The 25,916-nt window shown below is 68.5% G+C and carries 22 protein-coding genes; 15 read left to right on the top strand and 7 right to left on the bottom strand.

The genetic code is table 11. The features are described 5' to 3' along the window. Nucleotides 1-78: 78 nt before the first annotated feature. Complete coding sequence (locus tag BLS74_RS06645) at nt 79-2,211, bottom strand: ATP-binding protein (protein ID WP_093103925.1); 2,133 nt, start codon at nt 2,209-2,211, stop codon at nt 79-81. Nucleotides 2,212-2,376: 165 nt separating this feature from the next. Here BLS74_RS06645 and BLS74_RS06640 point away from each other — a divergent pair, with 165 nt between their 5' ends. From BLS74_RS06640 to BLS74_RS06630, 3 genes are all read left to right on the top strand, one after another. Continuing rightward, a complete protein-coding gene (locus BLS74_RS06640; RefSeq protein ID WP_093103924.1) occupies nt 2,377-3,108 on the top strand; it encodes a response regulator in 732 nt (243 codons plus the stop codon). Nucleotides 3,109-3,202: 94 nt separating this feature from the next. Continuing rightward, nucleotides 3,203-4,171: a dioxygenase family protein gene (locus BLS74_RS06635; protein ID WP_093103922.1), complete on the top strand. Its 969-nt coding sequence runs from the start codon at nt 3,203-3,205 to the stop codon at nt 4,169-4,171. Between the two features lie 74 nt (nt 4,172-4,245). Further along, nucleotides 4,246-4,893: a dihydrofolate reductase family protein gene (locus BLS74_RS06630; RefSeq protein ID WP_093103921.1), complete on the top strand. Its 648-nt coding sequence runs from the start codon at nt 4,246-4,248 to the stop codon at nt 4,891-4,893. 17 nt (nt 4,894-4,910) lie between these two features. Here BLS74_RS06630 and BLS74_RS06625 read toward each other — a convergent pair whose 3' ends face one another. Continuing rightward, nucleotides 4,911-5,978 carry a LysR substrate-binding domain-containing protein gene (locus tag BLS74_RS06625; protein WP_093103919.1) on the bottom strand — a complete coding sequence of 356 codons (1,068 nt, stop codon included), beginning with the start codon at nt 5,976-5,978 and terminating at the stop codon, nt 4,911-4,913. Nucleotides 5,979-6,122: 144 nt separating this feature from the next. Between BLS74_RS06625 and BLS74_RS06620 the strand changes: the two genes are divergently transcribed. From BLS74_RS06620 to BLS74_RS06610, 3 genes are read left to right on the top strand one after another with little or no spacing between them, the layout of a single operon-like run. Continuing rightward, the gene (locus BLS74_RS06620; protein ID WP_093103918.1) at nt 6,123-7,112 is read left to right on the top strand and encodes a Bug family tripartite tricarboxylate transporter substrate binding protein; all 990 of its coding nucleotides are present in this window, start codon (nt 6,123-6,125) and stop codon (nt 7,110-7,112) included. Between the two features lie 23 nt (nt 7,113-7,135). Further along, nucleotides 7,136-8,551: an amidohydrolase gene (locus BLS74_RS06615; RefSeq protein WP_244503789.1), complete on the top strand. Its 1,416-nt coding sequence runs from the start codon at nt 7,136-7,138 to the stop codon at nt 8,549-8,551. Continuing rightward, a complete protein-coding gene (locus BLS74_RS06610) occupies nt 8,548-9,567 on the top strand; it encodes an alpha/beta hydrolase (RefSeq protein ID WP_093103916.1) in 1,020 nt (339 codons plus the stop codon). Before BLS74_RS06615 ends, BLS74_RS06610 begins: the two co-directional genes overlap by 4 nt. A gap of 12 nt (nt 9,568-9,579) precedes the next feature. Here BLS74_RS06610 and BLS74_RS06605 read toward each other — a convergent pair whose 3' ends face one another. Beyond that, a complete protein-coding gene (locus tag BLS74_RS06605) occupies nt 9,580-10,488 on the bottom strand; it encodes a LysR family transcriptional regulator (RefSeq protein WP_093103915.1) in 909 nt (302 codons plus the stop codon). A 111-nt stretch (nt 10,489-10,599) separates the two neighbouring features. On the opposite strand from BLS74_RS06605, the gene BLS74_RS06600 reads away from it, so the two are divergent. The 9 genes from BLS74_RS06600 (at nt 10,600) to BLS74_RS06560 (ending at nt 22,255) form a co-directional block, all read left to right on the top strand. Beyond that, the gene (locus BLS74_RS06600; RefSeq protein WP_093103913.1) at nt 10,600-12,729 is read left to right on the top strand and encodes a 3-hydroxyacyl-CoA dehydrogenase NAD-binding domain-containing protein; all 2,130 of its coding nucleotides are present in this window, start codon (nt 10,600-10,602) and stop codon (nt 12,727-12,729) included. 22 nt (nt 12,730-12,751) lie between these two features. Further along, nucleotides 12,752-13,942, top strand: coding sequence for an acetyl-CoA C-acyltransferase (locus BLS74_RS06595; RefSeq protein WP_093103912.1), 1,191 nt, complete (start codon nt 12,752-12,754; stop codon nt 13,940-13,942). An 11-nt stretch (nt 13,943-13,953) separates the two neighbouring features. After that, a complete protein-coding gene (locus tag BLS74_RS06590) occupies nt 13,954-15,162 on the top strand; it encodes an acyl-CoA dehydrogenase family protein (protein ID WP_093103910.1) in 1,209 nt (402 codons plus the stop codon). A gap of 10 nt (nt 15,163-15,172) precedes the next feature. Next, nucleotides 15,173-16,312, top strand: a complete 1,140-nt coding sequence (locus BLS74_RS06585; protein WP_093103909.1) for an acyl-CoA dehydrogenase family protein — start codon at nt 15,173-15,175, stop codon at nt 16,310-16,312. Continuing rightward, complete coding sequence (locus BLS74_RS06580) at nt 16,309-18,222, top strand: acyl-CoA synthetase (protein WP_093103907.1); 1,914 nt, start codon at nt 16,309-16,311, stop codon at nt 18,220-18,222. The genes BLS74_RS06585 and BLS74_RS06580 overlap by 4 nt, the downstream gene beginning before the upstream one ends. Before the next feature lie 36 nt (nt 18,223-18,258). Next, nucleotides 18,259-19,254: a Bug family tripartite tricarboxylate transporter substrate binding protein gene (locus BLS74_RS06575; RefSeq protein WP_093103906.1), complete on the top strand. Its 996-nt coding sequence runs from the start codon at nt 18,259-18,261 to the stop codon at nt 19,252-19,254. Nucleotides 19,255-19,341: 87 nt separating this feature from the next. Then, nucleotides 19,342-19,902, top strand: coding sequence for a TRAP transporter small permease (locus tag BLS74_RS06570; protein ID WP_093103904.1), 561 nt, complete (start codon nt 19,342-19,344; stop codon nt 19,900-19,902). After that, entirely contained in the window at nt 19,899-21,197 is a 1,299-nt protein-coding gene (locus BLS74_RS06565) for a TRAP transporter large permease (RefSeq protein WP_093103903.1), read from the top strand. The genes BLS74_RS06570 and BLS74_RS06565 overlap by 4 nt, the downstream gene beginning before the upstream one ends. A gap of 23 nt (nt 21,198-21,220) precedes the next feature. Continuing rightward, a complete protein-coding gene (locus tag BLS74_RS06560) occupies nt 21,221-22,255 on the top strand; it encodes a DctP family TRAP transporter solute-binding subunit (protein WP_093103901.1) in 1,035 nt (344 codons plus the stop codon). Between the two features lie 143 nt (nt 22,256-22,398). Here the strand turns inward: BLS74_RS06560 and BLS74_RS06555 are convergent, their stop codons facing one another. The 4 genes from BLS74_RS06555 to BLS74_RS06540 all read right to left on the bottom strand — a co-directional run bounded on the left by BLS74_RS06555 (nt 22,399) and on the right by BLS74_RS06540 (nt 25,579). Then, the gene (locus tag BLS74_RS06555; protein WP_093104165.1) at nt 22,399-23,136 is read right to left on the bottom strand and encodes an amino acid ABC transporter ATP-binding protein; all 738 of its coding nucleotides are present in this window, start codon (nt 23,134-23,136) and stop codon (nt 22,399-22,401) included. A 24-nt stretch (nt 23,137-23,160) separates the two neighbouring features. After that, complete coding sequence (locus BLS74_RS06550; protein ID WP_093103900.1) at nt 23,161-23,850, bottom strand: amino acid ABC transporter permease; 690 nt, start codon at nt 23,848-23,850, stop codon at nt 23,161-23,163. Nucleotide 23,851: 1 nt separating this feature from the next. Then, nucleotides 23,852-24,586 (bottom strand): amino acid ABC transporter permease, encoded by a 735-nt coding sequence (locus BLS74_RS06545; RefSeq protein ID WP_093103898.1) that lies wholly within the window; start codon nt 24,584-24,586, stop codon nt 23,852-23,854. 93 nt (nt 24,587-24,679) lie between these two features. After that, nucleotides 24,680-25,579 carry an amino acid ABC transporter substrate-binding protein gene (locus tag BLS74_RS06540; protein WP_093103896.1) on the bottom strand — a complete coding sequence of 300 codons (900 nt, stop codon included), beginning with the start codon at nt 25,577-25,579 and terminating at the stop codon, nt 24,680-24,682. Between the last annotated feature and the right edge of the window lie 337 nt (nt 25,580-25,916).

The following is a 25,916-nucleotide window of genomic DNA, read 5'->3' as shown; positions in this document are numbered from 1 at the left end:
CAGGTGTGGGGGTGCTCAAGGCGACATCGTTCATGCCGCGAGTACAGCAGAAAGCGTGCCCAGCGTCCAAGCATGTCGCTAGACCAGAGCCTCGCGATAGGCCAGCGGAAGCCGCAGCTGCGCCACCAGCCCGCGCGGTCCGCGCTTGAGCTGCACCTCACCGCCATGCGCGCGTGCGATGGAGCGGCAGACCGCCAGGCCCAGGCCACTGCCCTGCTTGCCGGACGCACGTGCGGCGGGCGCGCGGTAGAAGGGCTGGAAGACCCGCTGCAGCTCATCGTCCGGCAGCCCCGGTCCGCTGTCGCTGACCTCGGCCACCGCGTTGTCCTCGTCGATGAAGAGTCGAACCCGCGCCTGCTCGCCGTACTTCACCGCGTTCTCGATGAGGTTGTCGAGCAGCCGGCGAACGCCGATCGCGTCGACCTCGACCGCGGCCTGCTCGCTGCGCTCCAGGCGCACGTCCTTGCCGACGAAGGCCGCGTCGTCCACCACGTCCTTGAGCAGGCTCGACAGGTCCAGCCGCTCGCGCGAACCCGGCTCCGAGGCGTCGCGGATGAAGGCCAGCACCGAGCTGATCATCCGCTCCATCTCCTCCATGTCCTGCAGCATGCCGGTGCGCATGTCGTCCGGCACGTCCTCGATGCGGAAGCGCATGCGCGTGAGCGGCGTGCGCAGGTCGTGGCTGATGGCGCCGATCATCGCGGTGCGGTCATCGACGAAGCTGCGCAGCCGGCTCTGCATGAGGTTGAAGGCCTGCGCCGCGCGGCCGAGCTCCGCCGGCCCCTCGAGCGCGAGGACCGGCGCCGCCGGGTCGCGGCCGAGCCGCTCGGCGGCATGGGCGAAGCCGGCGATCGGCCGCACCAGCCGGCGCGAGAACATCCAGCCCGCGGGCGCGACCACGGCCGCGGCGATCAGGAACCACAGCAGCACGCGGCGCTGCCAGGCGTTCGGAAAGGGCTCGGGCACGGGCTGCACCGTGGCCCAGTTACCATCGCCGACCCGCATCGCGGCAATGAAGTCGCCCTCGACGAAGGGCGCCGGCGCCAGGCCGAACAGGCCGCGCGCCGGCGGGTTGACGGACACGCTCTTTTCCTCGGGCACCGGCCGCTCGGCGGGCCGCGCCGCCGGCACGCGCTGCAGCGCGGAAGGCGCCGCCGGGACGGACGGAACGGATGCAGCGGGTGGGACGAGCGCCGCTGGCTCGGCGGCCGCCGGTTGCGGCGTGTCGGCAGGAAGGGGGCGGGCCTTGCGTGAGGGTACCGGTGCCGGTGCCGCCGTGGGAGGCAGCACGGCAGGCGTTCTTGGCGACACGCCGTCCAGTCCCGAAGGCGCCGGCGACGGCAGGAACGGCATCGGCGACGGCTCGCCCAAGGGCGCGGCGGCGGCCCGAGTGCCGCCCGGAGGCAGCGGCGGCGGCGCGCCCGCCGAGGGCGCAGCGCCTCCCGTTGCCGGCCCCGGCCCCGGCGCGGTTGCGCCCTGCGGCTGGGGCCCCGCGGCCGGCGCATCGGGCGCTCGTCCTGCCGACGGCGCGTCGGCAGGCGGTCCGGCTGCGGGCGCGGCGGGTGTAGGCCCGCCACGCGCCATCTCTGCCGGTGCGGCAGGCGGGCTCGCATCGCCCGGGGCGCGCGAAGGTGCGGCAGGCGCCGGCATGGGCGCACCGCCGCCCCCTGCCGGGCCGCCGAACGGACCACCGAACGGTCCACCGCCCGGCGGCATGCCGGGAAAGCCTGGACCGAAACCTCCGCCGCCCGGCCCTCCAGGTCCGCCGGGACCGCGGCCGGCCTGAGCGACCTGGAAGTCGGCCAGCACGAAGCCCCCGCGAAGGTCGGCGCGAGGCGACGCACGCGTCGTGCCGGCAAAAGGCAGCGGCGTATAGAAATAAAGCCGCACCTCGGTTTCGTTGCGCCCCAGCAGCTGCGCCAGCTCGCGGCGGGAACGCTCGGAGGTCAGCCAGCCGGGGCCGCTCGGCTCCGGCGGGCCGGCCTGCAGCTCCCGCTGCAAGCTTCGCGAGCCCCGGATCTCCGCGCCGGCACCGGCCAGCACACGGGCGATGTCTTCCAGCTCCCATTGGCGTTGCGGCTCGGGCGGCAACAGCATCGTCAGCCCCAGCGTCACGAGTTGCGCCACCACCAGCCCGCCCAGCAGCAGGCCCATCATCTGCAGGGCGAGCGGGGGACCGGACCAGCGGCGCGCTGCACCTGTCATGTTCATGCGCCGATGCTGGCATGGACGCAGGACGATGTCACGCATGGGCCTCGCAGTTTGGAAGCGCGAGCTTGCTGAAAGATTTCAGCGTGTGTCGCTTCATTGCACCGGCCGGGCTTCCCCCCGCCCCAGCATCGACAATAGCGCCTGCCCTCCATCCCCTGCCCGACCGTGAATCTCTGCACCCGCATCCTCATCGTCGACGACGACGCCGGCATCCGCGGCCTGGTGTCCTCCTTCCTCGAGAAGCACGGCTTCCAGGTCGACACGGCCGCCGACGTCCCCGAGATGCGCGGCAAGCTGGGGCAGAACGCCTATGCGCTGATCGTGCTCGACGTGATGATGCCGGGCGAAGACGGGCTCACGGCGCTGCGCGAGCTGCAGAGAAGCAGCGGGCCGCCGGTCATCATGCTGTCGGCCGTCGGCACCGACATCGACCGCATCGTGGGCCTGGAGATCGGCGCCGAGGACTACCTGGCCAAGCCTTGCAATCCGCGGGAGCTGCTGGCGCGCATCCGCACCGTGCTGCGCCGCGCGTCGGCACCGCCGGCCGCCGCCCCGCCCGCGCCCGGGCCCGAATCCAGCGACACGCTTTGCTTCGCCGGCTGGCGCATCGACCTGACCGAGCGGGTGCTGTACGACCCGGCGAACGCGGTCGTCAGCCTGTCGGACGGCGAATTCCGCCTGCTGCGCGCCTTCACGCAGCATCCGCGGCGCGTGCTGCAGCGCGACCAACTGGTGGACTACGCGCTGGGCTCGGACAGCGACTCCTACGACCGGGCGATCGACGTTCAGGTCAGCCGCCTGCGGCGCAAGCTCAGCTTCGGCGATGCACGCGCCGACCTGATCCGCACGGTGCGCAACGAGGGCTACATGTTCGTGCCTGCCGTGACGCGCGGGTAGTTCCGCCGGCTTCGCAACAAAGCCGCAAGGCGGCGAAATCCGCCGGCAACATCGCGGCTCGAAGCTCGGGGCTCCACCCACCCACGGAGCCACAGTGCCAGTCCACGACTCACACCCCACGCGGAACAACAACAGCCACGCTTTCACCGAACCGTCGCATGGCCACCATCTGGCCGACGATCTTCCGCTGATCTCGGCGCAGCTCCTTCAGCGCCGCAGAGCGCTGGCATGGCTGGGCTCCACCACCGCCGGCTCGGCACTCCTGCTGGCCGGCTGCGGTGGCGGCGGCTCCGACGGGAGCAGCCTCGCGGGCCTGACGAGCACCACGGCGTCGTCGAGCGGAACGACGACCTCCTCCACCTCGAGCTCGAGCGGCTCCACGACGACAAGCACGTCCAGCAGCAGCAGTTGCACCGCGCTGCCCGGCGAGACGGCGGGCCCCTACCCGGCCGACGGCACCAACAGCTCCTCCGGCGCGACCTCCGACGTGCTCACCGCCAGCGGCATCGTCCGCAGCGACATCCGCAGCAGCTTCATCAGCACGACGACGCAGGCACCCGGCGTGCTGACCACGCTCACGCTGACGCTGGTCAACACCAATTCGAGCTGTGCTCCGCTGGCCGGCTACGCGATCTACCTCTGGCACTGCGACCGCGACGGCAACTACTCGCTGTACACGGCCGCGGCCGAAAGCTACCTGCGCGGCGTGCAGGTTACCGATGCCAACGGCCAGGTCACTTTCACGACGATCTTCCCCGGCTGCTACGCCGGCCGCTGGCCGCACATGCACTTCGAGGTGTTCGCGAGCCTCGCCACGGCCACCACCGGCCGCAACGCGGTGCTGACCTCGCAGCTGGCGATGCCGAGCGCGGCGTGCAGCGCGGTCTACCCCTACGCCACCGGCTACACCACGAGCGTGAACAACTTCGCCGCCGTCTCGCTCACGACCGACAACGTGTTCAGCGACAACACCGCGGCGCAGATCGCCGCCATGACGCCCGCCATGACCGGCAGCATCACGGCCGGCTACACCGCGACCGCGACCATCGGCATCGCGCGCTAGCGCCGGGTTAGCCCCCCATCGCCTCCAGCGTGATGTTGGTGGGCTGACAATGCAGGATCACCAGGAGACGCGACATGCCCAAACTGCGCTTCAAGATTGCCATGTCACTCGACGGCTTCGTGGCCGGTCCCGATCAGAGCGTGCAGAACCCGCTCGGCATCGGCGGCACGCGCCTGCACGAATGGGCCTTCCAGCTCGAGGTGTTTCGCAGGCTCCATGGCCAGGAAGGCGGGGAAGTCAATGCAAGCACGGCGGTCGTCGAGGAATCGCTGGCCAACATCGGCGCGACGATCATGGGACGCAACATGTTCGGTGGGCATCCCGGCTCCTGGGATGCGAAGACGCCGTGGAACGGCTGGTGGGGAGACAGCCCGCCCTTCCATCATCCCGTCTTCATTCTCACGCATCACGCGCGCGAGCCGCTCGAATGCGAGGGCGGAACGCGCTTCACCTTCGTCACCACCGGCATCGAGGACGCGCTGGAGATGGCGAAGCGCGCCGCCGGAGGCAAGGACATATCGCTCGCCGGCGGCGCCAGGGCCGCGCAGCAGCATCTGGCAGCCGGTCTCGTCGACGAGATGGAGATCAGCCTGGTGCCGACGCTGCTCGGCAGCGGCGAAAGGCTGTTCGAGAACGTCGGCGACCAGCTCCATGGCCTCGAGTTCGTGCGGACGGTGGCCGCGCCGGGCGTCACGCACCTCAAGTTCGCCAAGCGCGGCTGATCGGCAGGCGTGAGATCTCAGTGCGCCGCCGCGCTGCCCGGGTCGGGCGGCAGCATCGTCGCACCGGGGTCGAGCAGCACCCGGCTGTCCCACCCCTGCGCGCGCGCCATCTCGCTCAAGGCCTGGTCGTTCAGCGCCAGTCCGTCGATCGAATGGAACAAGCGACGGCGCGCAGGATCGTCGGAGCCGAGCGCGCGGTAAACCACCGCGTTGAAGCATTCGATGAAGCAGCGCGCGGCCGCGCTCATCGGGTCGCCGCGGCGCGAGATCAGGCTCACCGTCGTCTCGTTGAGGCGCTCGGCCAGCGGCAGCACGCAGAGCCGCTCGCGGCCGGCGATCGCCTCCACCAGGGGCCAGGGCATCAGCGTCAGCATGTCGGTGCTGCGGATCAGGCTGGTGACGATCACCGTCGAATGCGCCACGTGGACAGTCGGCGCGCATTCGCGCAGGTAGCGGGCGAACACGTCCTCATGCGGGTCTGCCGGGTCGTCGCCGGGCGTCCAGTTCAAGAGCCACTGCGCATCGCGCAGCTCGGCCAGCGATCGGCTGTGCGCGAGCGGATGGCCTTCGCGCCCCACCACCGCCGAGCTGGTGCGGAACAGCGGCACATGAGCCATGTCCTCATGGGTGGACGCCGGGCCGGCGCGGCCTATGCAGAAGTCCAGCGTGCCGTCGCGCAGCTTCGGGATCGAGACCGTCAGCACGCTTTCCATCAACTCCAGGCGCACCGTCGGCATGCGCTGCTGGAACAGCTTGACGACGTCGCCCAGGCAGGTCAGGGCGAGCCACGAATTCACGCCGATGCGCAGCGGCGCCCGCCCGCGGCCCGATAGCTGCTCCATCTCTTCCTCGGCACGCGCCAGCTGGCCCACGACCAGCCGCGCGTGCACCAGCAGCGCCCGGCCGGCATCGGTGAAGGTCACGCCCTTGGCCTCGCGCGTGATGAGCAGCGTCCTGACATCTTCCTCGAGCTCGCGCACCGCCTTGGTCACCGCCGCCGGCGACAGCCCGGCGGCGCGCGACGCGGCGCGAATGCTGCCGTGGTCGCCGACGGCGACGAGGGCCTTCAACTGGTGAACCTTCATGCGCGTCTCCGAAAAATGTGAGGCGCGGGCCGCAAGATGCGTACCCGGCAACCAGCGCTCAACAGCGCCACCGTTGCAGGACTGTTGCACACGGGCGGCAAATCCTAGGATCGGGCCAGATTCATCCCCACGCCCTTCCCGACCATGATGGCCCATTGCCGATCCCCTCTCCCGCGCCTCTTCGCGGCCGTGTTCGCCGGCACGGTCGCGACCGTGGCCCCCGCCCAGGACGACTACCCCTCGCGGCCGATCACGCTGGTCGTCGGCTATTCCGCCGGCGGCTCGACCGACAGCGTCGCACGGCCCTTCGCCGAGGTGTTCGGCCGCGTGCTGAAGACCCGCGTGATCGTCGAAAATTTCAGCGGCGCCGGCGGCGCGCTGGGGGCGCTGAAGGTGGTCACCGCAAAGCCGGACGGCTACACGCTCCTGATGGGCGGCAACAGCGAGCTGATCGCGACCAAGCTGATCAATCCGAAGCAGCCCTACGACGGCCAGAAGGACCTGGCGCCGATCGGCGTGGTCAACCACCAGGGCGGCATGCTGCTGGCGTCGCGCCAGTCGGGCGTCAAGACTACCGACCAGTTCATCCAGCTGCTGCGCAAGAACCCGGACAAGTACAACTACGGCAGCTCGGGCACCGGCTCGATGTTCCACTTCGCCGGCGAACTGGTGCGCGAACGCACCGGCACCCGGATCACACACGTGGCCTATCGCGGCGTCCCGGCGCTGGGCAACGACCTGGCCGGCGGCGCGGTGGAGTTCGGCTACATGGGCACCGGGCCGGCCAAGCCGCTCATCGACGCCGGCGTGGTGGTGCCGATCGCCGTCACCAGCGGCACGCGGGCGCCGATCTATCCCAACGTGCCCGCGCTGGCCGAGCATCCGGAGCTCAAGGGCTACGAGCTCACCGGCTGGTTCGCGCTGATGGCACCCAAGGCGGTGCCGGAGCCGGTCATCGCGAAGCTCAAGGCGGCGCTGAAGGAGACCTTGAAGGACGCCCGCCTGCGCCAAACCTTCAACGACCTGGGCGGGCTGCCGATGATCGAGGACGAAGACCTGCCTGCGCTGATGCGCGCGGAGGACGCACGCTATCGGAAGTTCGTGGCGACCGCCCAGCTGGAGACGCAGAAGTGAAGCCCGCCTCCGCCGTCGCCGAGATCGCCGCCGCCGTCGAGGCGCGGCGCCGCCCCTACATCGAGATCGCCGACCGCATCTGGGGCCTGGCCGAAATGCGCTATCGCGAGTTCGAGTCGGCCGAGCTGCACGCGGTGGCCCTCGAGGCCGAGGGCTTCCGCGTCACGCGCGGCGTGGCCGGGATGCCCACCGCCTTCGTCGCCGAGGCCGGCAGCGGCGGCCCGGTGATCGGCTTTCTCGGCGAGTACGACGCGCTCGCGGGCCTGAACCAGGCCAGCGGCGCGCTCGAGTGCCGGCCCGATCCGGAACGCGCGCTCAACCAGGGCCATGGCTGCGGCCACCATCTGCTGGGCACGGCAGCGCACTTGGCGGCGGTGGTCGCGCGCGACCACCTGAGGCGCCATGACCTGCCCGGCACGGTGCGCTTCTACGGCTGTCCGGCCGAGGAGGCTGCCGCCGGCAAGACCTTCATGGCGCGCGCCGGGCTCTTCGACGATCTCGATGCCGCGCTGTCCTGGCACCCGTCGGTGGCCAATTCGGTGTTCATGAACGCCACGCTGGCCAACGTGCAGGCCTACTTCCGCTTCCGCGGCAAGTCGGCGCATGCCGCGCTCGCGCCGCACCTGGGACGCAGCGCACTCGACGCGGCTGAGCTGATGAACGTCGGCGTCAACTACCTGCGCGAGCACATGCCCGAGCAGGCGCGCGTGCACTTCGCCTACATCGACTCGGGCGGTCCGTCGACCAACGTGATTCCGGCCCATGCCGAGCTGCTCTACACCGTGCGGGCGACACGCATCGACGAGGCGCTGGCGCTGTTCGAGCGCGTCGAGCAGGTGGCGCGCGGCGCGGCGATGATGACCGGCACCACGGTCGAGATGGTGTTCGACAAGGCAGTCTCCAATGTGCTGCACAACGACACGCTCGACCGCGTCATGGCCGAGCAGATGGAGGCCGTGGGCGCGCTCGAGGTCAGCGAAGACGAGCGCCGCTTCGCCGCCAAGATGCAGGCCACGATCTCGGGCGAGGAGCTGGCCAGCAGCGCCAAGCATTTCGCCGCCGCGCTGCGCGACCCGCAGCCCATCGCCACCGGCATCCAGCCCTACCGGCCCGACGCCGCGCGCCCGGTGACCGGCTCCACCGACATGGGCGACGTGAGCTGGGCCGCGCCGACCACCCAGTGCCTGACCGCCTGCTTCGCGTGGGGCACGGCCTTCCATTCGTGGCAGATGGTCGCGCAGGGCAAGACCTCGCTGGCGCACAAGGGCATGCTGCTGGCCGCCAAGTGCCTGGCCGCGACCGGCGTCGCGCTGGCCGGGCGTCCCGAGCTGCTGTGCGAGGCGGAGAACGAGCTGCGCGCCAAGCGCGGTGGCGCAGCCTACCGCTGTCCGATTCCCGAGGAGGTACTGCCGCCGCCGGCGCGCGAAGCCAAGCCATGAAAGGAATCCCGGCCGCGATCCTGGTCGCGCTGACCTCGATGGGCTGTACGAGCACAGACGCCATCCGGGTGCGCGAGATCGGCAGCTTCCACGTCGGTGGCCAACAGGTGACGCTGTCCGGCCTGCCCGCACGCGAGATCCGCTTCACACCATCCACGCCGCCCGTTCGTCGCGATCCGAACGGGGACTTCGAGTCGGGCCAGATGTATGTGCAATACGTGCGGCTGGCCTCGCCGGCGCGCAGCCTGCCTCTGCTCCTGTGGCATGGCGGCGGCCTGAGCGGCGTGACCTGGGAGACCAAGCCCGACGGCCAGCGCGGCTGGCAGGACTTCTTCATGCGCGCCGGCTACGACACCTATGTCAGCGACGCGATGGAGCGCGGCCGGGCGTCCTGGTCCCGCTATCCGGAGATCTTTGCCGGCGAGCCGCTGTTCAGGACCAAGAAGGAGGCATGGGAGGTGTTCCGCATCGGGCCTGCGTTCGACGGCGGCCCGCAGGGACGTACCGCCTTCCCCGGCACCCAGTTTCCGGTCGGCGCCTTCGATCAGTTCATGAAGCAGAGCGTCCCGCGCTGGACGACCACGGACGCGGTCACCCAACAGGCCTATGACGCCCTGGTCGACAAGGCGTGTCCCTGCGTGATCCTGGCGCACAGCCAGGGCGCCAACTTCGCTTTCCAGGCCGCGCTGCGGGCGCCGGCCAAGGTCCGGGCGCTGGTGCTGGTCGAGCCCAGCGGGGCGCCCGAGGCGGCGACCCAGGACATGACCGCGCTGAAGCACACGCCGATCCTCTACGTCTGGGGCGATCGCCTGGACACCAGCGTGTACTGGAACCAGCAGGTCCTGCCTGCCGTCCGGCGCTTCCGGGATGCGCACCGGGCCGCGGGCGGCGTCTCGGACTGGATCGACCTGCCGGCAACCGGCCTGCACGGCAATTCGCACATGCTGATGATGGACAGGAACAGCGACCAGATCGCGCAGATCGTCGACCGCTGGATCGGCCAGCGTGCGCCCTGAGGCGGCCCTGCCTCAGCGCGATCCCTCGTCCGGTGTGCCCCGCGCCCGCTCGAGGATGAAATCGATGAAGGTCCGCGTCGCCCGCGTGTGCTGCCGGTTCGGCATGTAGAGCATGAACATCTGCGTGCCGAAGATGCTGAGCCGCCAGTCGTCCAGCGTGGTCAGGACTTCGCCGCGCCGCACGTCCTCCTGCACCACGTAGTCGGGCACCAGCCCGATGCCGAGGCCGGCCAGGATGGCCTGGCGCAGGAACAGGAAGTTCTCGGAGATCAGCGTCGGCTCCAGCAGCACCTCGCGCCGCTCCTCGCCCTGGTAGGCCGAGATGCGCAGTTGCCGGCCGATGACCGCCGCGGTGACCACGGGCGCGGCCGTCAGCTGGTCGAGCTGGGTGGGCAGGCCGTGCTCCTGCGCGTAGGCACGCGAAGCGCAGGCGACATAGCGCACCGGGCCCAGCGCTCGCGCCACCAGATTGAGCGGCGGCTCGGGGATCACGCGGATCGCGATGTCGACCTCGTCGCGCAGCAGGTCCTCGATGCGGTTCTCGAACAGCACGTCGAGCACGATGCCCGGGTACTGGCGCTTGAAATCGATCAGCCAGTCGGACATGACCAGCTGCCCGTAGCCGCTGGGCACGCTGAGCCGCACGCGCCCGACCAGGCCCTGGCCCAGCGCCGACGCCGACTCGCGCGCGGCCTGGAGCTCGCTCTGGATGGCGAGGCCGTGCTGGTAGAGGCGCTGGCCGATCTCGGTGGCTTCGGCGCGCCGCGTAGTGCGCCGCACGAGCTGCGCGCCGACCGAGCGCTCGAGCTGGTTCAGGTGGTAGCTCACGTTGGCGCGGCTCATCTTGAGTCGGCGCGCGGCCTCGCTCAGGTTGCCGGCATCGAGGATCTCGACCAGCAGGGTCAGCGATTGCAAATCCATGATGAGGCGGGCATTGTGTCAAAAATTCTTTGACAGTCTGTCAATCGCCAATGCAATTGTCAAAGCGACGAGCCGGGCCAAGAATGCTGGGTTCACCCGGAGACAAAGACCATGGCCACGACTGACACCCTTCTTGCGTCCGATCCCGTCACCTTCCAGCGCCAGGCCGATGTGCTGGTCGTCACCATCTACAACCCGCCGGTCAACGCCCTGGGCGTGGATGTGCGCCGCGGCTTGGTCGAGGCCATCGACGCCGCCGAGGCCGACGGCGCCGTGGCCGCGGTGCTGGTCGTCGGCGCCGGCCGCAACTTCATCGCCGGCGCCGACATCCGCGAATTCGGCAAGCCACCGCTGCCGCCCTCGCTGCCCGAGGTGTGCAGCCGCATCGAGAACTGCAGCAAGCCGGTGCTGGCCGCGATCCATGGCGCCGCGCTCGGCGGCGGGCTGGAGATCGCACTGTCGGCGCACTACCGCCTGGCCGTGCCTTCCGCCAAGCTGGGCCTGCCGGAGGTGCAGCTCGGGCTGATACCCGGCTCCGGTGGCACGCAACGTGCGCCGCGCCTGATCGGCGTGAAAGCCGCACTTGATCTGATGTTGAGCGGCCGCCATGCGGGTGCCAAGGAAGCGTTGGCCCTGGGCCTGGTCGATCGACTGGGCGAAGGTGCCGACGCGCTGGTCGAAGGCCTGGCCTATGCAAAGGAACTGGTCGCGGCCAAGGCGCCGGTGCGCCGCACGCGCGACGCGAACGCGCTGGCCGAGCTAGAGGCGCAACGCGCCGCACTCGAAGCCGCGCGCGACTACACCGCCAAGAAAAGCCGCAGCCTCTTCTCGCCGATGAAGATCGTCGAGGCCACCGAGGCCGCGCTCACGCTGCCCTTCGACGAAGGCATGGCGCTGGAGCGCAAGCTCTTCCTGCAGTGCATCGAGAGCCCGCAGCGCGCCGGCCTGATCCATGCCTTCTTCGCCGAACGCGAAGTGCTGAAGGCGCCCGAGACCAAGGCCGCCAAGCCGCGGCCCATCGAATCCTGCGGCATCGTCGGCGGCGGCACCATGGGCGCCGGCATCGCGGTCGCGATGCTCGACGCCGGGCTGCCGGTGACCATGATCGAGCGCGACGAGCCCAGCCTCGCGCGCGGCCGGGCCCACGTCGAAAAGGTCTACGACGGCCTGATCCAGAAGGGCCGCATGACGGCCGAGGCCAAGACCGCGGTGATGGCGCGCTTCTCGGGCTCGACGGCCTACGACGCGCTGGCCAACGTCGACCTCGTGGTCGAAGCCGTGTTCGAAGACATGGCGGTCAAGAAGGCCGTCTTCGCCGAACTCGACCGCGTGTGCAAGAAGGGGGCGGTGCTCGCCACCAACACCTCCTACCTCGACATCGACGAGATCGCGTCCGGCATCTCGCGCCCGGCCGACGTGCTGGGCCTGCATTTCTTCTCGCCGGCCAACATCATGAAGCTGCTGGAGATCGTGGTGCCGGCGAAGGTCAGCGCCGACGTGGTCGCCACCGGCTTCGAGCTCGCGAAGAAGCTGAAGAAGACGCCGGTGCGCGCGGGCGTCTGCGACGGCTTCATCGGCAACCGCATCCTTGCGGTCTATCGCCAGGCGGCCGACCACATGATGGAGGACGGCGCCTCGCCCTACCAGATCGACAAGGCGGTGCGTGACTTCGGCTATCCGATGGGCCCGTTCCAGGTGTCGGACCTGGCCGGCGGCGACATCGGCTGGGCCACGCGCAAGCGCAAGGCCGCCACCCGCGACCCGAAGGCGCGCTACGTGCAGATCGCCGACCGCATCTGCGAGCGCGGCTGGTTCGGCCAGAAGACCGGCCGCGGCTACTACCTCTACCCCGAGGGCGCGCGCACCGGCACGCCGGACCCCGAGGTGGAGGCCATCATCGATGCCGAGCGCCAGCGCGCAGGCGTCGCGCCGCGCAAGTTCAGCGACGAAGAAATCATGCGCCGCTACATGGCCGCGATGATCAACGAGGGTGCCAACGTCGTGCACCAGCGCATCGCGCTGCGCCCGCTGGACGTCGACGTGACCTTTCTCTACGGCTACGGCTTTCCGCGCCATCGCGGCGGGCCAATGAAGTACGCCGACACGGTGGGCCTCGCCAAGGTGCTGGCCGACATCCGCGAATTCGCCAAGGAAGACCCGCTGTTCTGGCAGCCTTCGCCGCTCTTGGTGGAGCTGGTCGAGCGCGGCGCCGATTTCGCGAGCCTCAATCAATCCGAGTAAGCCGAACCAGGAGACAAACACCATGCGCGAAGCCGTCATCGTTTCCACCGCCCGCACGCCGCTCACCAAGGCGCACCGCGGCGAGTTCAACATAACGCCCGGCCCCACGCTGGCCGCCTTCGCGGTGCGCGCCGCGGTGGAACGCTCGGGCCTGGACCCGGCGCTGATCGAGGACGCCATCCTCGGCTGCGGCTACCCCGAGGGCACCACCGGCCGCAACGTCGCGCGCCAGAGCATCGTGCGCGCGGGGCTGCCCATCAGCATCGCCGGCACCACGGTCAACCGCTTCTGCGCCTCGGGCCTGCAGGCCATCGCGATGGCCGCGGGCCGCATCGTCGTCGAGGGCGCGCCGGCCATGATCGCGGGCGGCGTGGAGAGCATCTCGCAGATACGCACCCGCAGCGCCACCGACAGCGGTGACAGCGGCATGGACCCGTGGATCGTCGAGCACAAGCCCGCGCTCTACATGGCGATGATCGAGACCGCCGACATCGTCGCCCAACGCTACGGCATCGGCCGCGAGGCGCAGGACCGCTTCTCGGCCGAGAGCCAGCGCAAGACCGAGGAAGCGCAGCTCGCCGGCCGCTACCGCGAGGAAATCGTGGCCTGCACCACCACCATGGCCGTGACCGACAAGGACACCAAGGAAGTGAGCCATCGCGAGGTGACGATCGACGTCGACACCTGCAACCGCCGCGGCACCACCTACGAGGCGCTGGCCAAGCTGCAGCCGGTGATGGGCGCGGACAAGTTCGTCACCGCCGGCAACGCCTCGCAGCTCTCCGACGGCGCCTCGGCCTGCGTGCTGATGGAGGCCAAGGACGCCGAGCGCGCCAACCTCAAGCCGCTGGGCGCCTTCCGCGGCCTCGCGATCGCGGGCTGCGAGCCCGACGAGATGGGCATCGGCCCGGTGTTCGCGGTGCCGAAACTGCTGGCGCGCAACGGCCTGAAGGTCGACGATATCGATCTCTGGGAACTCAACGAGGCCTTTGCTTCGCAGTCCATCTACTGCCAGCAGAAGCTGGGCATTCCGGCCGAGCGGCTCAATGTCGACGGCGGCGCGATCTCCATCGGCCACCCCTTCGGCATGACGGGCGCGCGGCTCACGGGCCATGCGCTGATCGAAGGCAAGCGGCGCGGCGCCAAGTACGCCGTGGTCACGATGTGCATCGCGGGCGGCATGGGCGCTGCCGGGCTGTTCGAAATCTACTGAGGAGCAAGGACATGGACCTGAACTTCACCACCGAAGAGCAAGCCTTCCGCGACGAGGTGTGCAGCTTCCTGGCCGAGAAGCTGCCCAAGCGCCTCTCCGACAAGGTCGCGAGCGGCAAGCACCTGGGCAAGGCCGACATGGAGGAATGGCACGCCATCCTCCATGCGCGCGGCTGGCTCGCCAACCACTGGCCCGAGCAGTACGGCGGCCCCGGCTGGACCGCAGTGGAAAAATTCATCTTCGAGAACGAATGCGCGCTGGCCCATGCGCCGCGCATCGTGCCCTTCGGCGTGAACATGCTCGGGCCGGTGCTGATCAAGTACGGCAGCGAGGCACAGAAGCGCCGCTGGCTGCCGCGCATCCTCGATGGCTCCGACTGGTGGTGCCAGGGTTATTCGGAACCCGGCGCGGGCTCCGATCTCGCCTCGGTCAAGACCTCCGCGGTGCGCGGCACCGATGCCCAGGGCGATCACTACATCGTCAACGGCCAGAAGACCTGGACTACGCTGGGCCAGCACGCCAACATGATCTTCTGCCTGGTGCGCACCAACCGCGAGGCCAAGAAGCAGGAAGGCATCAGCTTCCTCCTGATCGACATGAAGACGCCCGGCGTCGAAGTGCGGCCGATCATCACGCTCGACGGCGAGCACGAGGTCAACGAAGTCTTCTTCTCCGACGTGCGCGTGCCGGCCGAGAACCTGGTGGGCGAGGAGAACAAGGGCTGGACCTGCGCCAAGTACCTCTTGACCTACGAGCGCACCAACATCGCGGGCGTGGGCTTCTCGGTGGCTGCGCTGGAGCAGCTCAAGGCCATCGCCGCGAAGCAGACAAAGAACGGCAAGCCGCTCGCCGAAGACCCGGCCTTCGCCGCGCGCATGGCGCGGGTGGAGATCGACCTCGAGAACATGTTGACCACCAACCTGCGCGTGATCGCGGCCGTGGCCGGCGGCGGCGTGCCGGGCGCCGAGAGCTCGATGCTCAAGATCCGCGGCACCGAGATCCGGCAGGAGATCTCGTCGCTGATCCGGCGCGCGATGGGGCCCTACGCGCGGCCCTTCGTCGCCGAGGCGCTCGAAGAGGGCTTCGACGGCGTACCGATCGGCCCGGACTATGCCGCACCCGCAGCGGCCAAGTACTTCAACAACCGCAAGCTGTCGATCTTCGGCGGCTCGAACGAGATTCAGAAAAACATCATCTCCAAGATGATCCTGGGCCTGTGAGGAAACTGCCATGAACTTCGAACACACCGAAGACCGGCGCATGCTCGCCGACAGCCTGAACCGCTTCATCGCCGAGCAGTACGCCTTCGAGACGCGCGACCGGATCGCGAAGTCGGCCCAGGGCTTCAGCACCGAGATCTGGCAGCAGTTCGCCGAGCTCGGCGTGATCGGCGCACTGTTCCGCGAAGAAGACGGCGGCTTCGGCGGCGGCGGCTTCGACCTGGCCGTGGTCTTCGAGGCACTGGGCCGCGGCCTGGTGGTCGAGCCCCTGCTCGGCGCGGTCATGGTCGGCGACGCCATCGCAGCCGCCGGCAGCGAGGCGCAGAAGGAAACTCTGGCCGAGATCATCGGCGGCGGCACCATCGCGGCGCTCGCGCACGACGAACCCGGCACGCACTACGAACTGGCGCACGTGCAGACCCGCGCCGACCGCAGCGGCGACCGCTGGCTGCTGAACGGCGCCAAGGCCGTGGTGCCGCAGGGCGAGCAGGTGGATCTGTTCCTGGTCTCGGCCCGCAGCTCGGGCGCGCCGGACGACGAGGCCGGCATCTCGCTGTTCCTGGTGCCTGCGAAGACAAAAGGCGTCTACGTGCGCGGCGCCCCGGCCATCGACGGCGGCCGCGTGGCCGAAGTGGTGCTGGACGGCGTGACGCTCCCCGCCGATGCGTTGCTCGGCGCCGAAGGCCAGGGCCACGCCGTGCTGGAACGCGCCGTCGGGCGTGGCGTGCTGGCCCTGTGCGCCGAAAGCCTGGGCGCGATGGAAGCCGCCAAGACGGCGACGCTGGAGTACCTGCGCACGCGCAAGCAGTTCGGCACGCTCATCGGCAGCTTCCAGGCGCTGCAGCACCGCATGGCGGACCTGCTGCTCGAGATCGAGCAGGCCCGCTCGGCCGTGATCAATGCGGCCGCCGCCATCGACGTCACCGACCGCGCCACTCGCGAGCGCGCGCTGTCGGCGGCCAAGGCCAGCATCGGCCGCATCGGCGCGCTGGTGGCCGAGGAAAGCATCCAGATGCACGGCGGCATCGGCATGACCTGGGAGCTTCCGCTGGCCCACTATGCCAAGCGCCTCGTGATGATCGACCACCAGCTGGGCGACGAGGACCATCACCTGCAGCGCTTCATCGCCTTCGGCAGGCAGGCAAGATGAGCACCGCGCCCTTCAGCCCGTCGTTCCCCGTCCGCAGCATCGAGGACGTGCGAAGGCTCGAGGAGACGCCGCTTTCCGAGGCGCTGACCGTGCGCAGCACCTACGAGATCTTCCGCAATGCCGCCGCGGCCTTCGGCGACAAGACGGCGCTGACCTTCCTGCGCACGGCCGATCCGGCCGACGAGCCGATCCGCTGGTCCTACGCCGAACTCTTGGCCGGCATCCACCAGACCGCGAACGTGCTGCACGCGCTGGGCGTCGGGCCGGAGGATGCGGTGGCCGTGCTGCTGCCCGGCTGCCTCGAGTATCACCTGGCCCTGTGGGGCGGAGAAGCGGCCGGCATCGTGCAGCCGCTCAACCCGCTGCTCGCCGACGAGAAGCTGGTCTCGCTAATGACGGCCGGCCGCGCCAAGGTGCTGATCGCCTACGGCTCGGACGACGAATCGGGCATGTGGTCGAAGGCGATGCGCCTGCGCGGCCAGGTGCCCACGCTCACGACCGTGCTGCGCGTGGCGCCGCACGACGAGCCCGTGGGCAGCGCCGGCGAGCTGCCCGAGGGCGTGGCCGACTTCAATGCGATGTGCGCGCACGTGCCGGCCGACCGCCTCGCGAGCGGCCGCGACATCGCGCCTGCCGACATCGCCGCCTACTTCCACACCGGCGGCACCACCGGCGCACCCAAGCTCGCGTGCCACAGCCATGGCGCGCAGGTCTTCACCGCCTGGGCCAGCGTGAAGCTGCAAGGCCTGAAGAGCAGCGACGTCACCATCAACGGCTATCCGCTGTTCCACGTGGCGGGCGTGCTGCCGGCTTCGCTGTCGGCGCTGTCGGCCGGCGTGGAGGTGATCATTCCGACCACGGCGCTGCTGCGCAACAAGCAGGTACTGGCCAACTACTGGCGGCTGGTGGAGAAGTACCGGCCGACCTCGCTGTCGGCCGTGCCCACGGTGCTGGCGGCACTCGCCAACGTGCCGCTGGACGGCGCCGACATTTCCTCCATCCACTACTGCCGCACCGGCGCCGCCGTGCTGGCGCCCGAACTCGCGGCGCGCTTCGAGCGCCTGTTCGGCCTGCACGTGCATGAAAGCCTGGGCATGACCGAGATGGCCGGCATCTCGACCATCACGCCCCCGGGCGTGATCGGGCCGGCAGGCTGCGTGGGTTTCCGGCTTCCGTATTCGCAGCTGCGCATCGTCGCGCTCGACGAGCACGGCAACCCGAGCGATCGCGAACTGCCGGCGGGCGAGCAGGGCATGGTGCTCTTCAAGTCGCCCAACCTGTTCTCGGGCTTCGTCGATCCAGCCGACACGGCCCGTGCCTTCACCGCCGACGGCTGGCTCGCCACCGGCGACCTGGGCTGGCTCGACGGCGAGGAGCGGCTCAACCTGAGCGGCCGCTCCAAGGACCTGATCATCCGCAGCGGCCACAACATCGACCCCAAGACCATCGAGGACGCGCTGGGCGCACACCCGGCGGTGCAACTGTGCGCCGCGGTCGGCGCGCCCGATGCCTACGCGGGCGAGCTGCCGGTGGCCTTCGCCACGCTGGTGCCCGGCATGACGGCCAGCGAAGCCGAACTGCTGGCCTTCACCGCCGCGCGCGTCGACGAAGCGCCGGCCAAGCCGAAGTCGGTGGTCGTGATCGAGCACATGCCGATGACCAACGTCGGCAAGATCTACAAGCCCGAGCTGCGTGCCCTGGCCGCGCGCAAGGTGGCGGAGGCGCTGGTCGGCGAGGCCTGCGCCGCGCTCGGCCTGGCGGCACGGCCCGAGGTGCAGGCCGATGGCGAGAGCGCGCTCAAGGTCGTGATCGATGCGGCCGCGGCCGGGGCGCAGGCCGCGCCGCTGCTGGCGCGGCTTACGGAGGCGCTCGGACGCCTGCCCTTCAAGACGCAGGTCGTCCTGCGATAAGCCCCCCATTCCAAAAAAGCCGTACAGGAGACACACATGAACACCCACTCCCTGAACCGCCGCGCCTGGCTCTGCGCCGCGGCCTCGGCCCTCGCGCTGGGCGCGGGCGGCGTTGCGCACGCCCAGGCCTACCCGAACAAGCCGATCAAGATGGTCGTCCCCTTCGCCGCCGGTGGCGGCACCGACGTGCTGGCGCGCGTGATCGGCGAGAAGCTGGCGGCCGGCCTGGGCCAGCCGGTCGTCATCGACAACAAGCCCGGCGCGGCCGGCATCATCGGCACCGACGCGGTCGCCAAGGCGGCGCCCGACGGCTACACCATCGTGATGTCGCTCTCCAACGCGCTGCTCACCAACCAGTTCCTCTACGAGAAGCTGCCCTACCACCCGGAGCGCGACCTGACGCTGGTCTACCAGGTCGCGATGGGCCCGCTGGTGCTGGTGGTGCATCCCGGCGTGCCGGTCAAGACCGCGCCCGAGCTGCTGAAGTACGTGGCCGCCAACAAGGGCAAGCTGGCCTACGGCTCCTACGGCCTGGGCGCCTACCCGCACCTGGCCGGCGCGCACATGAGCCTCACGCAAGACGCCGACATGAACCACGTGGCCTACAAGGGCGAGGCGCCGATGGTGCAGGACCTGATCGGCGGCCAGATCCAGATGGCCTACGCGAGTGCGCTGCAGGCCAAGCCGCACATCGAGGCCGGCAAGCTCAAGGCCATCGGCGTGACCGGCGAACGCCGCATGAGCACCCTGCCCAACGTGCCCACGCTGGCCGAGCAGGGCCTGAAGGACGAGGCCTATCGCCTGACCGGCTGGCTGGCCGTCGCAGCGCCCGCCGGCACGCCCAAGCCGATCGTGCAGCGGCTCGCCGACGAGATCCGCAAGGCCACGCAGCAGCCGGACGTGCAGCAGAAGGTCGCGGCCATGGGCTTCGAGCTCAAGGACAGCTCGCCCGAGGCTTTTGCCGCGGCCTACAAGGCCGAGCGCCCGGTGTGGGAGCGGCTGATCAAGCAATCGGGCGCCAAGCTCGAGTAGGGCTCAAGGAAAGCCCCGATGGGGCGAACGGTTATGGATCGTTACGATCTGCGCTGGTCGAATTCCGGCCGCTGACCCGTTCCCCCGATGTCCTCCCCCCCTGAGTCCGGCCCTTTGCTGGACGCCGCCAGTCCCCTGCCCCCCGAAATCGAAGCCGCCGACGAGCCCACGCGCGTGCCGCTCGCCATCGAGGACTGGGCCACGGTGATCATCATGGGCCTCTTGGCCTGCATCACCTTCGCCAACGTGCTGGTGCGCTACTTCACCGACTCCTCCTTCGCATGGACCGAGGAGTTCTCGGTCTTCCTCATGATCCTGCTGGCCATGGTCGCGGGCTCGGCCGCCGTCGCGCGCGACCGCCACATCCGCATCGAGTACTTCGCCGAGGGCGGGTCGATGGCCAGGCGTAAGCGGCTCGCGCAGTTCGGCGCGCTGATGGTGGCGCTCTTGTTCTTCCTGATCGCCGCGCTCAGCGTGCGCGTGGTCTGGGACAACTACCGTTTCGAGGAAACCTCGCCCGGCATCGGCGTGCCGCAGTGGTGGTACTCGATCTGGCTGCCGATCGTGTGCTCCGCGATCGCGCTGCGCGCGGTAGGCCTGTTCGTCCGGCGCGGCCGCGAGATGCGCGCCGGGGGCTCGGGCGAATGATCCCGACGCTGCTCTTCGTCGCCTTCATCCTGATGATGCTGGTCGGCGTGCCGATCGGCGCAGCGCTCGGCCTCGCGGGCGCGGTCGCCATCGGGCTCGCCAATGCCGACGCGCAGTGGTTCGGCCTGCTCGCCGTGCCGCAGAACTTCTATGCCGGCCTGGGCAAATACCCGCTGCTCGCGATACCGATGTTCGTGCTGGTGGGCTCGATCTTCGACCGCTCGGGCGTGGCGCTCAGGCTCGTCAATTTCGCGATCGCGATCGTCGGGCGCGGGCCCGGCATGCTGCCGCTGGTGGCGATCGTGGTGGCGATGTTTCTCGGCGGCATCTCGGGCTCGGGCCCGGCCAACGCGGCGGCCGTGGGCGCGGTGATGATCGGCGCGATGTCGCGCGCGGGCTACCCCAATGCGTACTCGGCCAGCGTGGTCGGCGCGGCTGCGGCCACCGACATCCTGATCCCGCCCTCGGTGGCCTTCATCGTCTACTCGGTGCTGGTGCCGGGCGCCTCGGTGCCGGCGCTGTTCGCGGCCGGCATGGTGCCGGGCGTGCTGGCCGGTATCGCGCTGATCGTCCCGGCCGTGTGGCTGGCGCGCAAGCACAAGATGGGCGCACTCGAATCCACCCTGCCGCGCCCACCTTTCTGGAAGAGCCTGCGCGATGCAGTCTGGGGCCTGGCGGCGCCGGTGCTCATCCTGGGCGGCATGCGCGCCGGCTGGTTCACGCCCACCGAGGCGGCCGTGGTCGCGGTGTTCTACGGGCTCTTCGTCGGCATGGCGATCCACCGCACGATCAAGGTCCGCGACCTGTTCGTGATCCTGCGTGAATCGGGCGAGCTCTCGGCCGTGATCCTGCTGGTGGTGTCGCTCGCGGGCATCTTCGCCTACTCGCTCTCGACGCTGGGCGTGATCGATCCGGTCACGCGCGCGATCGTGAATTCGGGGCTGGGCGAGTACGGCGTGCTGTCGCTGCTGATCCTGCTCTTGATCACAGTCGGCATGTTCCTCGACGGCGTGTCGATCTTTCTGATTTTTGTGCCGCTCTTGTGGCCTATCGTGCAGTACTACAAGTGGGACCCGGTGTGGTTCGGCGTCATCCTCACGCTCAAGGTGGCGCTGGGTCAGTTCACGCCGCCGCTGGCGGTGAACCTGATGGTCTCGTGCCGCATCGCCGGCGTGCGCATGGAAGAGACCGTGCGCTGGGTCGGCTGGATGCTCGTTGCGATGTTCCTCGTGATGGTGGCGGTGATTGCCTGGCCCGAATTGGCGCTGTGGTTGCCCCGAAAGCTAGGTTATTAGATTTTTCCAAAGGAGACTGACCCATGAAATTCCGTCGTTCCCTGCTCGGCCTGATGGCCGTCGCCGCCGCGCTCGGCGGCTTCTCGGCGGCCGCGCCCGCGCAGACCTACAAGCCCGAATACAAGATGTCGCTCGTGGTCGGCACCGCCTTCCCCTGGGGCAAGGGCGGAGAGATCTGGGCCAATCTGGTTCGCGAGCGGACCCAGGGGCGCATCAACATCAAGCTCTATCCCGGCGTCTCGCTGATCCAGGGCGACCAGACGCGCGAATTCAGCGCGCTGCGACAGGGCGTGATCGACATGGCCATCGGCTCGACCATCAATTGGTCGCCGCAGGTCAAGCAGCTCAACCTGTTCTCGCTGCCCTTCCTGATGCCCGACTACGCGGCGGTGGATGCGCTGACTCAGGGCCAGGTGGGCAAGGAGATCTTCGCGACGCTCGAGAAGGCCGGCGTGGTGCCGCTGGCCTGGGGCGAGAACGGCTACCGCGAGATCACGAACTCCAAGCGGCCCATCAAGACGCCGGAAGATCTGAAGGGCCTGAAGATCCGCGTGGTGGGCTCGCCGCTCTTCGTCGACACCTTCACCGCGCTGGGCGCCAATCCCACGCAGATGAGCTGGGCCGACGCGCAGCCCGCCTTCGCCAGCGGCGCGGTCGACGGGCAGGAAAACCCGATGTCGATCTTCACCGCGGCCAAGCTGCACACCGTGGGCCAGAAGAACGTGACGATGTGGGGCTACGTGGCCGATCCGCTGGTCTTCGTGGTCAACAAGGAGATCTGGAATTCGTGGACGCCGGCCGACCAGGCGATCGTGCGCCAGGCGGCGATCGACGCCGGCAAGCAAGAGATCGTCATCGCGCGCAAGGGACTCGCCGAGGCCGACCAGCCCTTGCTCAAGGACATCGCCGCGCTCGGCGTGACGGTCACGAAACTGTCGCCGGCCGAGCGCGAGGCCTTCGTGAAGGCGACACGGCCGGTGTATGCGAAGTGGAAGCCGACGATCGGCAACGATCTGGTGGCGAAGGCAGAGCAGGCGATTGCCAGTCGGAAGAAGTAGGGCTCACATGCAATAAAAAAGCCCCGCGATGCGGGGCTTTTTTGTTCGTGGGGTGCCGCCGATCCGGCTTCGCCGGTCGGCTGGCACCGCCCCCCCCAGGGGGTTGGCGCGCGACACGAAGTGCGCGAAGCCTGGGGGCGAGCCTAATGCGCCAGGATCTTGTTCAGGAAATCCTTGGTGCGCGGTTGACGGTTCTCCGGATGGCTGAAGAACTCATCCTTCGAGCAGTCCTCCAGGATTCGGCCGCCGACGTCGATGAAGATCACCCGGTTGGCCACCTTGCGCGCAAAGCCCATCTCGTGCGTGACCACCATCATGGTCATGCCTTCCTTGGCCAGCGCCACCATCACGTCCAGCACTTCGCCGACCATCTCGGGGTCGAGCGCCGAGGTCGGCTCGTCGAACAGCATCACCATCGGGTCCATGCTCAGCGCGCGGGCGATCGCCACGCGCTGCTGCTGGCCGCCGGAGAGCTGGCCAGGGTACTTGTCCTTGTGCGCCATCAGGCCCACGCGGTCGAGCATCTTCAAGCCGCGGGTCTTGGCCTCGTCGGCGCTGCGGCCCAGCACCTTGATCTGCGCGATCGTGAGGTTCTCCGTCACCGAAAGATGCGGGAACAGCTCGAAATGCTGGAACACCATGCCGACCTTGGAGCGCAGCTTCGGCAGGTTGGTCTTGGGGTCGTGCAGCGGGATGCCATTGACCGTGATCTCGCCCTTCTGGAAGGGCTCGAGCGCGTTCACCGTCTTGATGAGCGTGGACTTGCCGGAACCCGAGGGCCCGCACACCACCACCACGTCGCCCTTGGCGATGTCGACCGAGCAGTCCTGGAGCACCTGTACCGGGCCATACCACTTGGAAACGTTCTTGATTTCGATCATTTTGTCGGACATCTTTTTTCTCCTTCAGCGGATGATGGCGATTTTCTTGTGCAGGCGTTTGACGAGCCAGGACAAGGCATAACACATGATGAAGTACACGACCGCCGCGAGCAGGTAAGCCTCGATCGGACGGCCGAAGTTCTTGCCCGCGGTCTCGAAGCCCTTGAGCATGTCGTAGGCGCCGATGGCGTAGACCAGCGAGGTGTCCTGGAACAGGATGATGGTCTGCGTGAGCAGCACCGGCAGCATGTTGCGGAAGGCCTGCGGCAGCACCACCAGCTTCATGTTTTGGCCGTAGGTCATGCCCACCGCCTGGCCCGCGTAGACCTGGCCGCGCGGGATCGACTGGATGCCCGCGCGCATGATCTCGCTGAAGTAGGCGGCCTCGAACGCGATGAAGGTGATCACGGCTGAGATCTCGGAGCGGTAGTTGCTGCCGATCGAGCCGAAGGACGCGTAGAACGAGCCCGGCACCAGCAGGAAGAACCACAGGATCACCATCACCAGCGGAATGCTGCGCATGCCGTTGACGTAGACGGCGGCGGGTGCATCGAGCCACTTCTTGCCCGACAGCCGCATCAACGCCAGGATGGTGCCGAAGATCACGCCGCCGATGGTGGCGACGATGGTCAGCATGATGCTGAAGTAGAAGCCCTTGACGACGAAGTTGCTGATGACGTCCCAGTTGTAGAAGGACAGGTCGAGATTCATCATGTCAGTGTCCTCCGCCGCCGGCGTTGGCCGAGACGATGAAGCCCGGCACGCGGGTCTTCTTCTCGATGTACGCCATCAGCCGGTTGATCGCGAAGGCCGAGATCACATACAGCCCCGTGACGGCCAGGTAGACCTCGATGCCGCGCGAGGTTTCTTCCTGCGCCTGCATCGCGAACATGGTGAGTTCGGTCACCGACACCGCGAAAGCCACCGACGAGTTCTTGAAGATGTTCATCGTCTCGCTCGTGAGCGGCGGAATGATGATGCGGTAGGCCATCGGCAGGATCACGTAGCGGTAGTACTGTGGCGTGGTGAAGCCCACCGCCATGCCCGCGTAGCGCTGGCCCTTGGGCAGCGCCTGGATGCCGGAGCGCACCTGCTCGGCGATCCGCGCCGAGGTGAAGAAGCCCAGCGCGAGCACCACCAGGATGAAGCTGGGCACATCCTTCATGACCGGAATCATGGCCGGTATGACGTGGTACCAGAGGAAGATCTGCACCAGGAGCGGAATGTTGCGAAAGAGCTCGACCCACGCGTTGCCGAAGCGGATCAGCCAGGGGCTGTCGGGCAAAGTGCGGATGATGCCGATCAGCGAGCCCAGCACGAGCGCGACGATCAATGCCAAGAGGGCCACGGACACGGTCCAGCCCCAGGCCGACAGCATCCACTCCCAATACGTCGGGTACTTCCCCCCGGGGTCTTGCAAGAAGACCTGCCAATCCCAGTTCGATCCCATCGGGACTCTCCTTCTCTACCTGATTGTTATGTTGGGCGTTAAAACAAACGCCCGCCGGGTACGGCGGGCGTTGCGCGGCGACGGGCGCGGGATTTACTTCTTCGCCGCGTAGTCTTCCATCGGCTTGTCGTTCGGATTCGCCCACGCGTTCTTGGTGGCGTCCGACAAGGCCAGGCCGATCTTGACGTTCGACGGCGGAATCGGCTGCAGGAACCACTTGTCCCAGAGCTTGTTGAGCTCGCCCGACTTGATCTGCGCCTTGATGCTGTCGTCGACCGCCTTCTTGAAGGCCGGGTCGTCCTTGCGGATCATGATCGCGATCGGCTCGACGCTCAGCACTTCGCCGACGATCTTGAAGTCGGCCGGCGTCTTCGCCTTGGCGATGTTGGAGGCGAGGATCGAGCCGTCCATCACGAAGGCATCGGCGCGGCCCGATTCGAGCAGCAGGAAACTGTCGGAATGGTCCTTGCCGTAGAGCTCCTTGAAGTCGACGCCGGTGGCGCGCTCGTTCTTGCGCAGCGTCTGGACCGAGGTGGTGCCGGTGGTGGTGGCGACGGTCTTGCCGTTCAGGTCGGCGATCTTGGTGATGCCCGAGGTGGCCTTGACGGCGATGCGCACTTCCTCGACGTAGGTGGTGACGGCGAAAGCGACGTCCTTCTGGCGCGTGGCATTGTTGGTAGTGGAGCCGCACTCGAGGTCGACGGTGCCGTTCTGCACCAGGGGAATGCGGTTCTGCGAGGTCACGGGCTGGTACTTGGTTTCCAGCTTCTTGCCGACAGCCTTCTCGAGGTCCTTGATGATGTTGGCGCAGATGTCGTAGTGGAAGCCGGTGTACTGGCCGCCGCCCAGCGTGTAGGAAAGTCCGGAAGATTCGCGCACCCCTTCGGTGATGCTGCCGGCGGCCTTGATCTTCGCCAGGGTGTCATTGGCTTGCGCGAAAGCGCCGCCGGCGGCCAACGCCATCACTGCCATTGCCAATACTTGCTTCTTCATTTGGAAAACTCCTGTGTGACTGAGAGAGATACGCCGAAATTCTAGACACTCGCATTCTGCGGGGTACCCGGGCCAACCCGGTGCGCCCTGCACCGATGACGGACACGCCGAGTGTGGCAGGAGTTCCGCACTGGTGCGCCGCATCGCATTCGTCTTGAGCGCATTCGACTAAGCAGCCTTTGTGCCCGAAGGCACGGCTAAAAAAAAGCACGCGCGTGGGCGTGCGTCAAAACCGTGTGCGACAGCAAAACTTGGGGCCAGACTGTAGGGCCGGCATCGCGCGCAGGCAAATGCGCAATGCGGAGATCGGCATGCCGCAGCGTCATAGATTGTGCAG

This window comes from Variovorax sp. CF079 (assembly GCF_900101545.1).
Lineage (GTDB): Bacteria > Pseudomonadota > Gammaproteobacteria > Burkholderiales > Burkholderiaceae_C > Variovorax.
This window is presented reverse-complemented; position numbering and strand designations above follow the sequence as displayed.

Coding starts and splice junctions, on each gene's coding strand:
- BLS74_RS06550 (WP_093103900.1), bottom strand. CDS start 23,850: ATGATGAATCTCGACCTGTCCTTCTACAACTGGGACGTCATCAGCAAC.
- BLS74_RS06585 (WP_093103909.1), top strand. CDS start 15,173: ATGAACTTCGAACACACCGAAGACCGGCGCATGCTCGCCGACAGCCTG.
- BLS74_RS06555 (WP_093104165.1), bottom strand. CDS start 23,136: ATGATCGAAATCAAGAACGTTTCCAAGTGGTATGGCCCGGTACAGGTG.
- BLS74_RS06560 (WP_093103901.1), top strand. CDS start 21,221: ATGAAATTCCGTCGTTCCCTGCTCGGCCTGATGGCCGTCGCCGCCGCG.
- BLS74_RS06645 (WP_093103925.1), bottom strand. CDS start 2,211: ATGAACATGACAGGTGCAGCGCGCCGCTGGTCCGGTCCCCCGCTCGCC.
- BLS74_RS06545 (WP_093103898.1), bottom strand. CDS start 24,586: ATGGGATCGAACTGGGATTGGCAGGTCTTCTTGCAAGACCCCGGGGGG.
- BLS74_RS06600 (WP_093103913.1), top strand. CDS start 10,600: ATGGCCACGACTGACACCCTTCTTGCGTCCGATCCCGTCACCTTCCAG.
- BLS74_RS06610 (WP_093103916.1), top strand. CDS start 8,548: ATGAAAGGAATCCCGGCCGCGATCCTGGTCGCGCTGACCTCGATGGGC.
- BLS74_RS06595 (WP_093103912.1), top strand. CDS start 12,752: ATGCGCGAAGCCGTCATCGTTTCCACCGCCCGCACGCCGCTCACCAAG.
- BLS74_RS06565 (WP_093103903.1), top strand. CDS start 19,899: ATGATCCCGACGCTGCTCTTCGTCGCCTTCATCCTGATGATGCTGGTC.
- BLS74_RS06625 (WP_093103919.1), bottom strand. CDS start 5,978: ATGAAGGTTCACCAGTTGAAGGCCCTCGTCGCCGTCGGCGACCACGGC.
- BLS74_RS06570 (WP_093103904.1), top strand. CDS start 19,342: ATGTCCTCCCCCCCTGAGTCCGGCCCTTTGCTGGACGCCGCCAGTCCC.
- BLS74_RS06580 (WP_093103907.1), top strand. CDS start 16,309: ATGAGCACCGCGCCCTTCAGCCCGTCGTTCCCCGTCCGCAGCATCGAG.
- BLS74_RS06540 (WP_093103896.1), bottom strand. CDS start 25,579: ATGAAGAAGCAAGTATTGGCAATGGCAGTGATGGCGTTGGCCGCCGGC.
- BLS74_RS06605 (WP_093103915.1), bottom strand. CDS start 10,488: ATGGATTTGCAATCGCTGACCCTGCTGGTCGAGATCCTCGATGCCGGC.
- BLS74_RS06575 (WP_093103906.1), top strand. CDS start 18,259: ATGAACACCCACTCCCTGAACCGCCGCGCCTGGCTCTGCGCCGCGGCC.
- BLS74_RS06590 (WP_093103910.1), top strand. CDS start 13,954: ATGGACCTGAACTTCACCACCGAAGAGCAAGCCTTCCGCGACGAGGTG.
- BLS74_RS06620 (WP_093103918.1), top strand. CDS start 6,123: ATGATGGCCCATTGCCGATCCCCTCTCCCGCGCCTCTTCGCGGCCGTG.
- BLS74_RS06630 (WP_093103921.1), top strand. CDS start 4,246: ATGCCCAAACTGCGCTTCAAGATTGCCATGTCACTCGACGGCTTCGTG.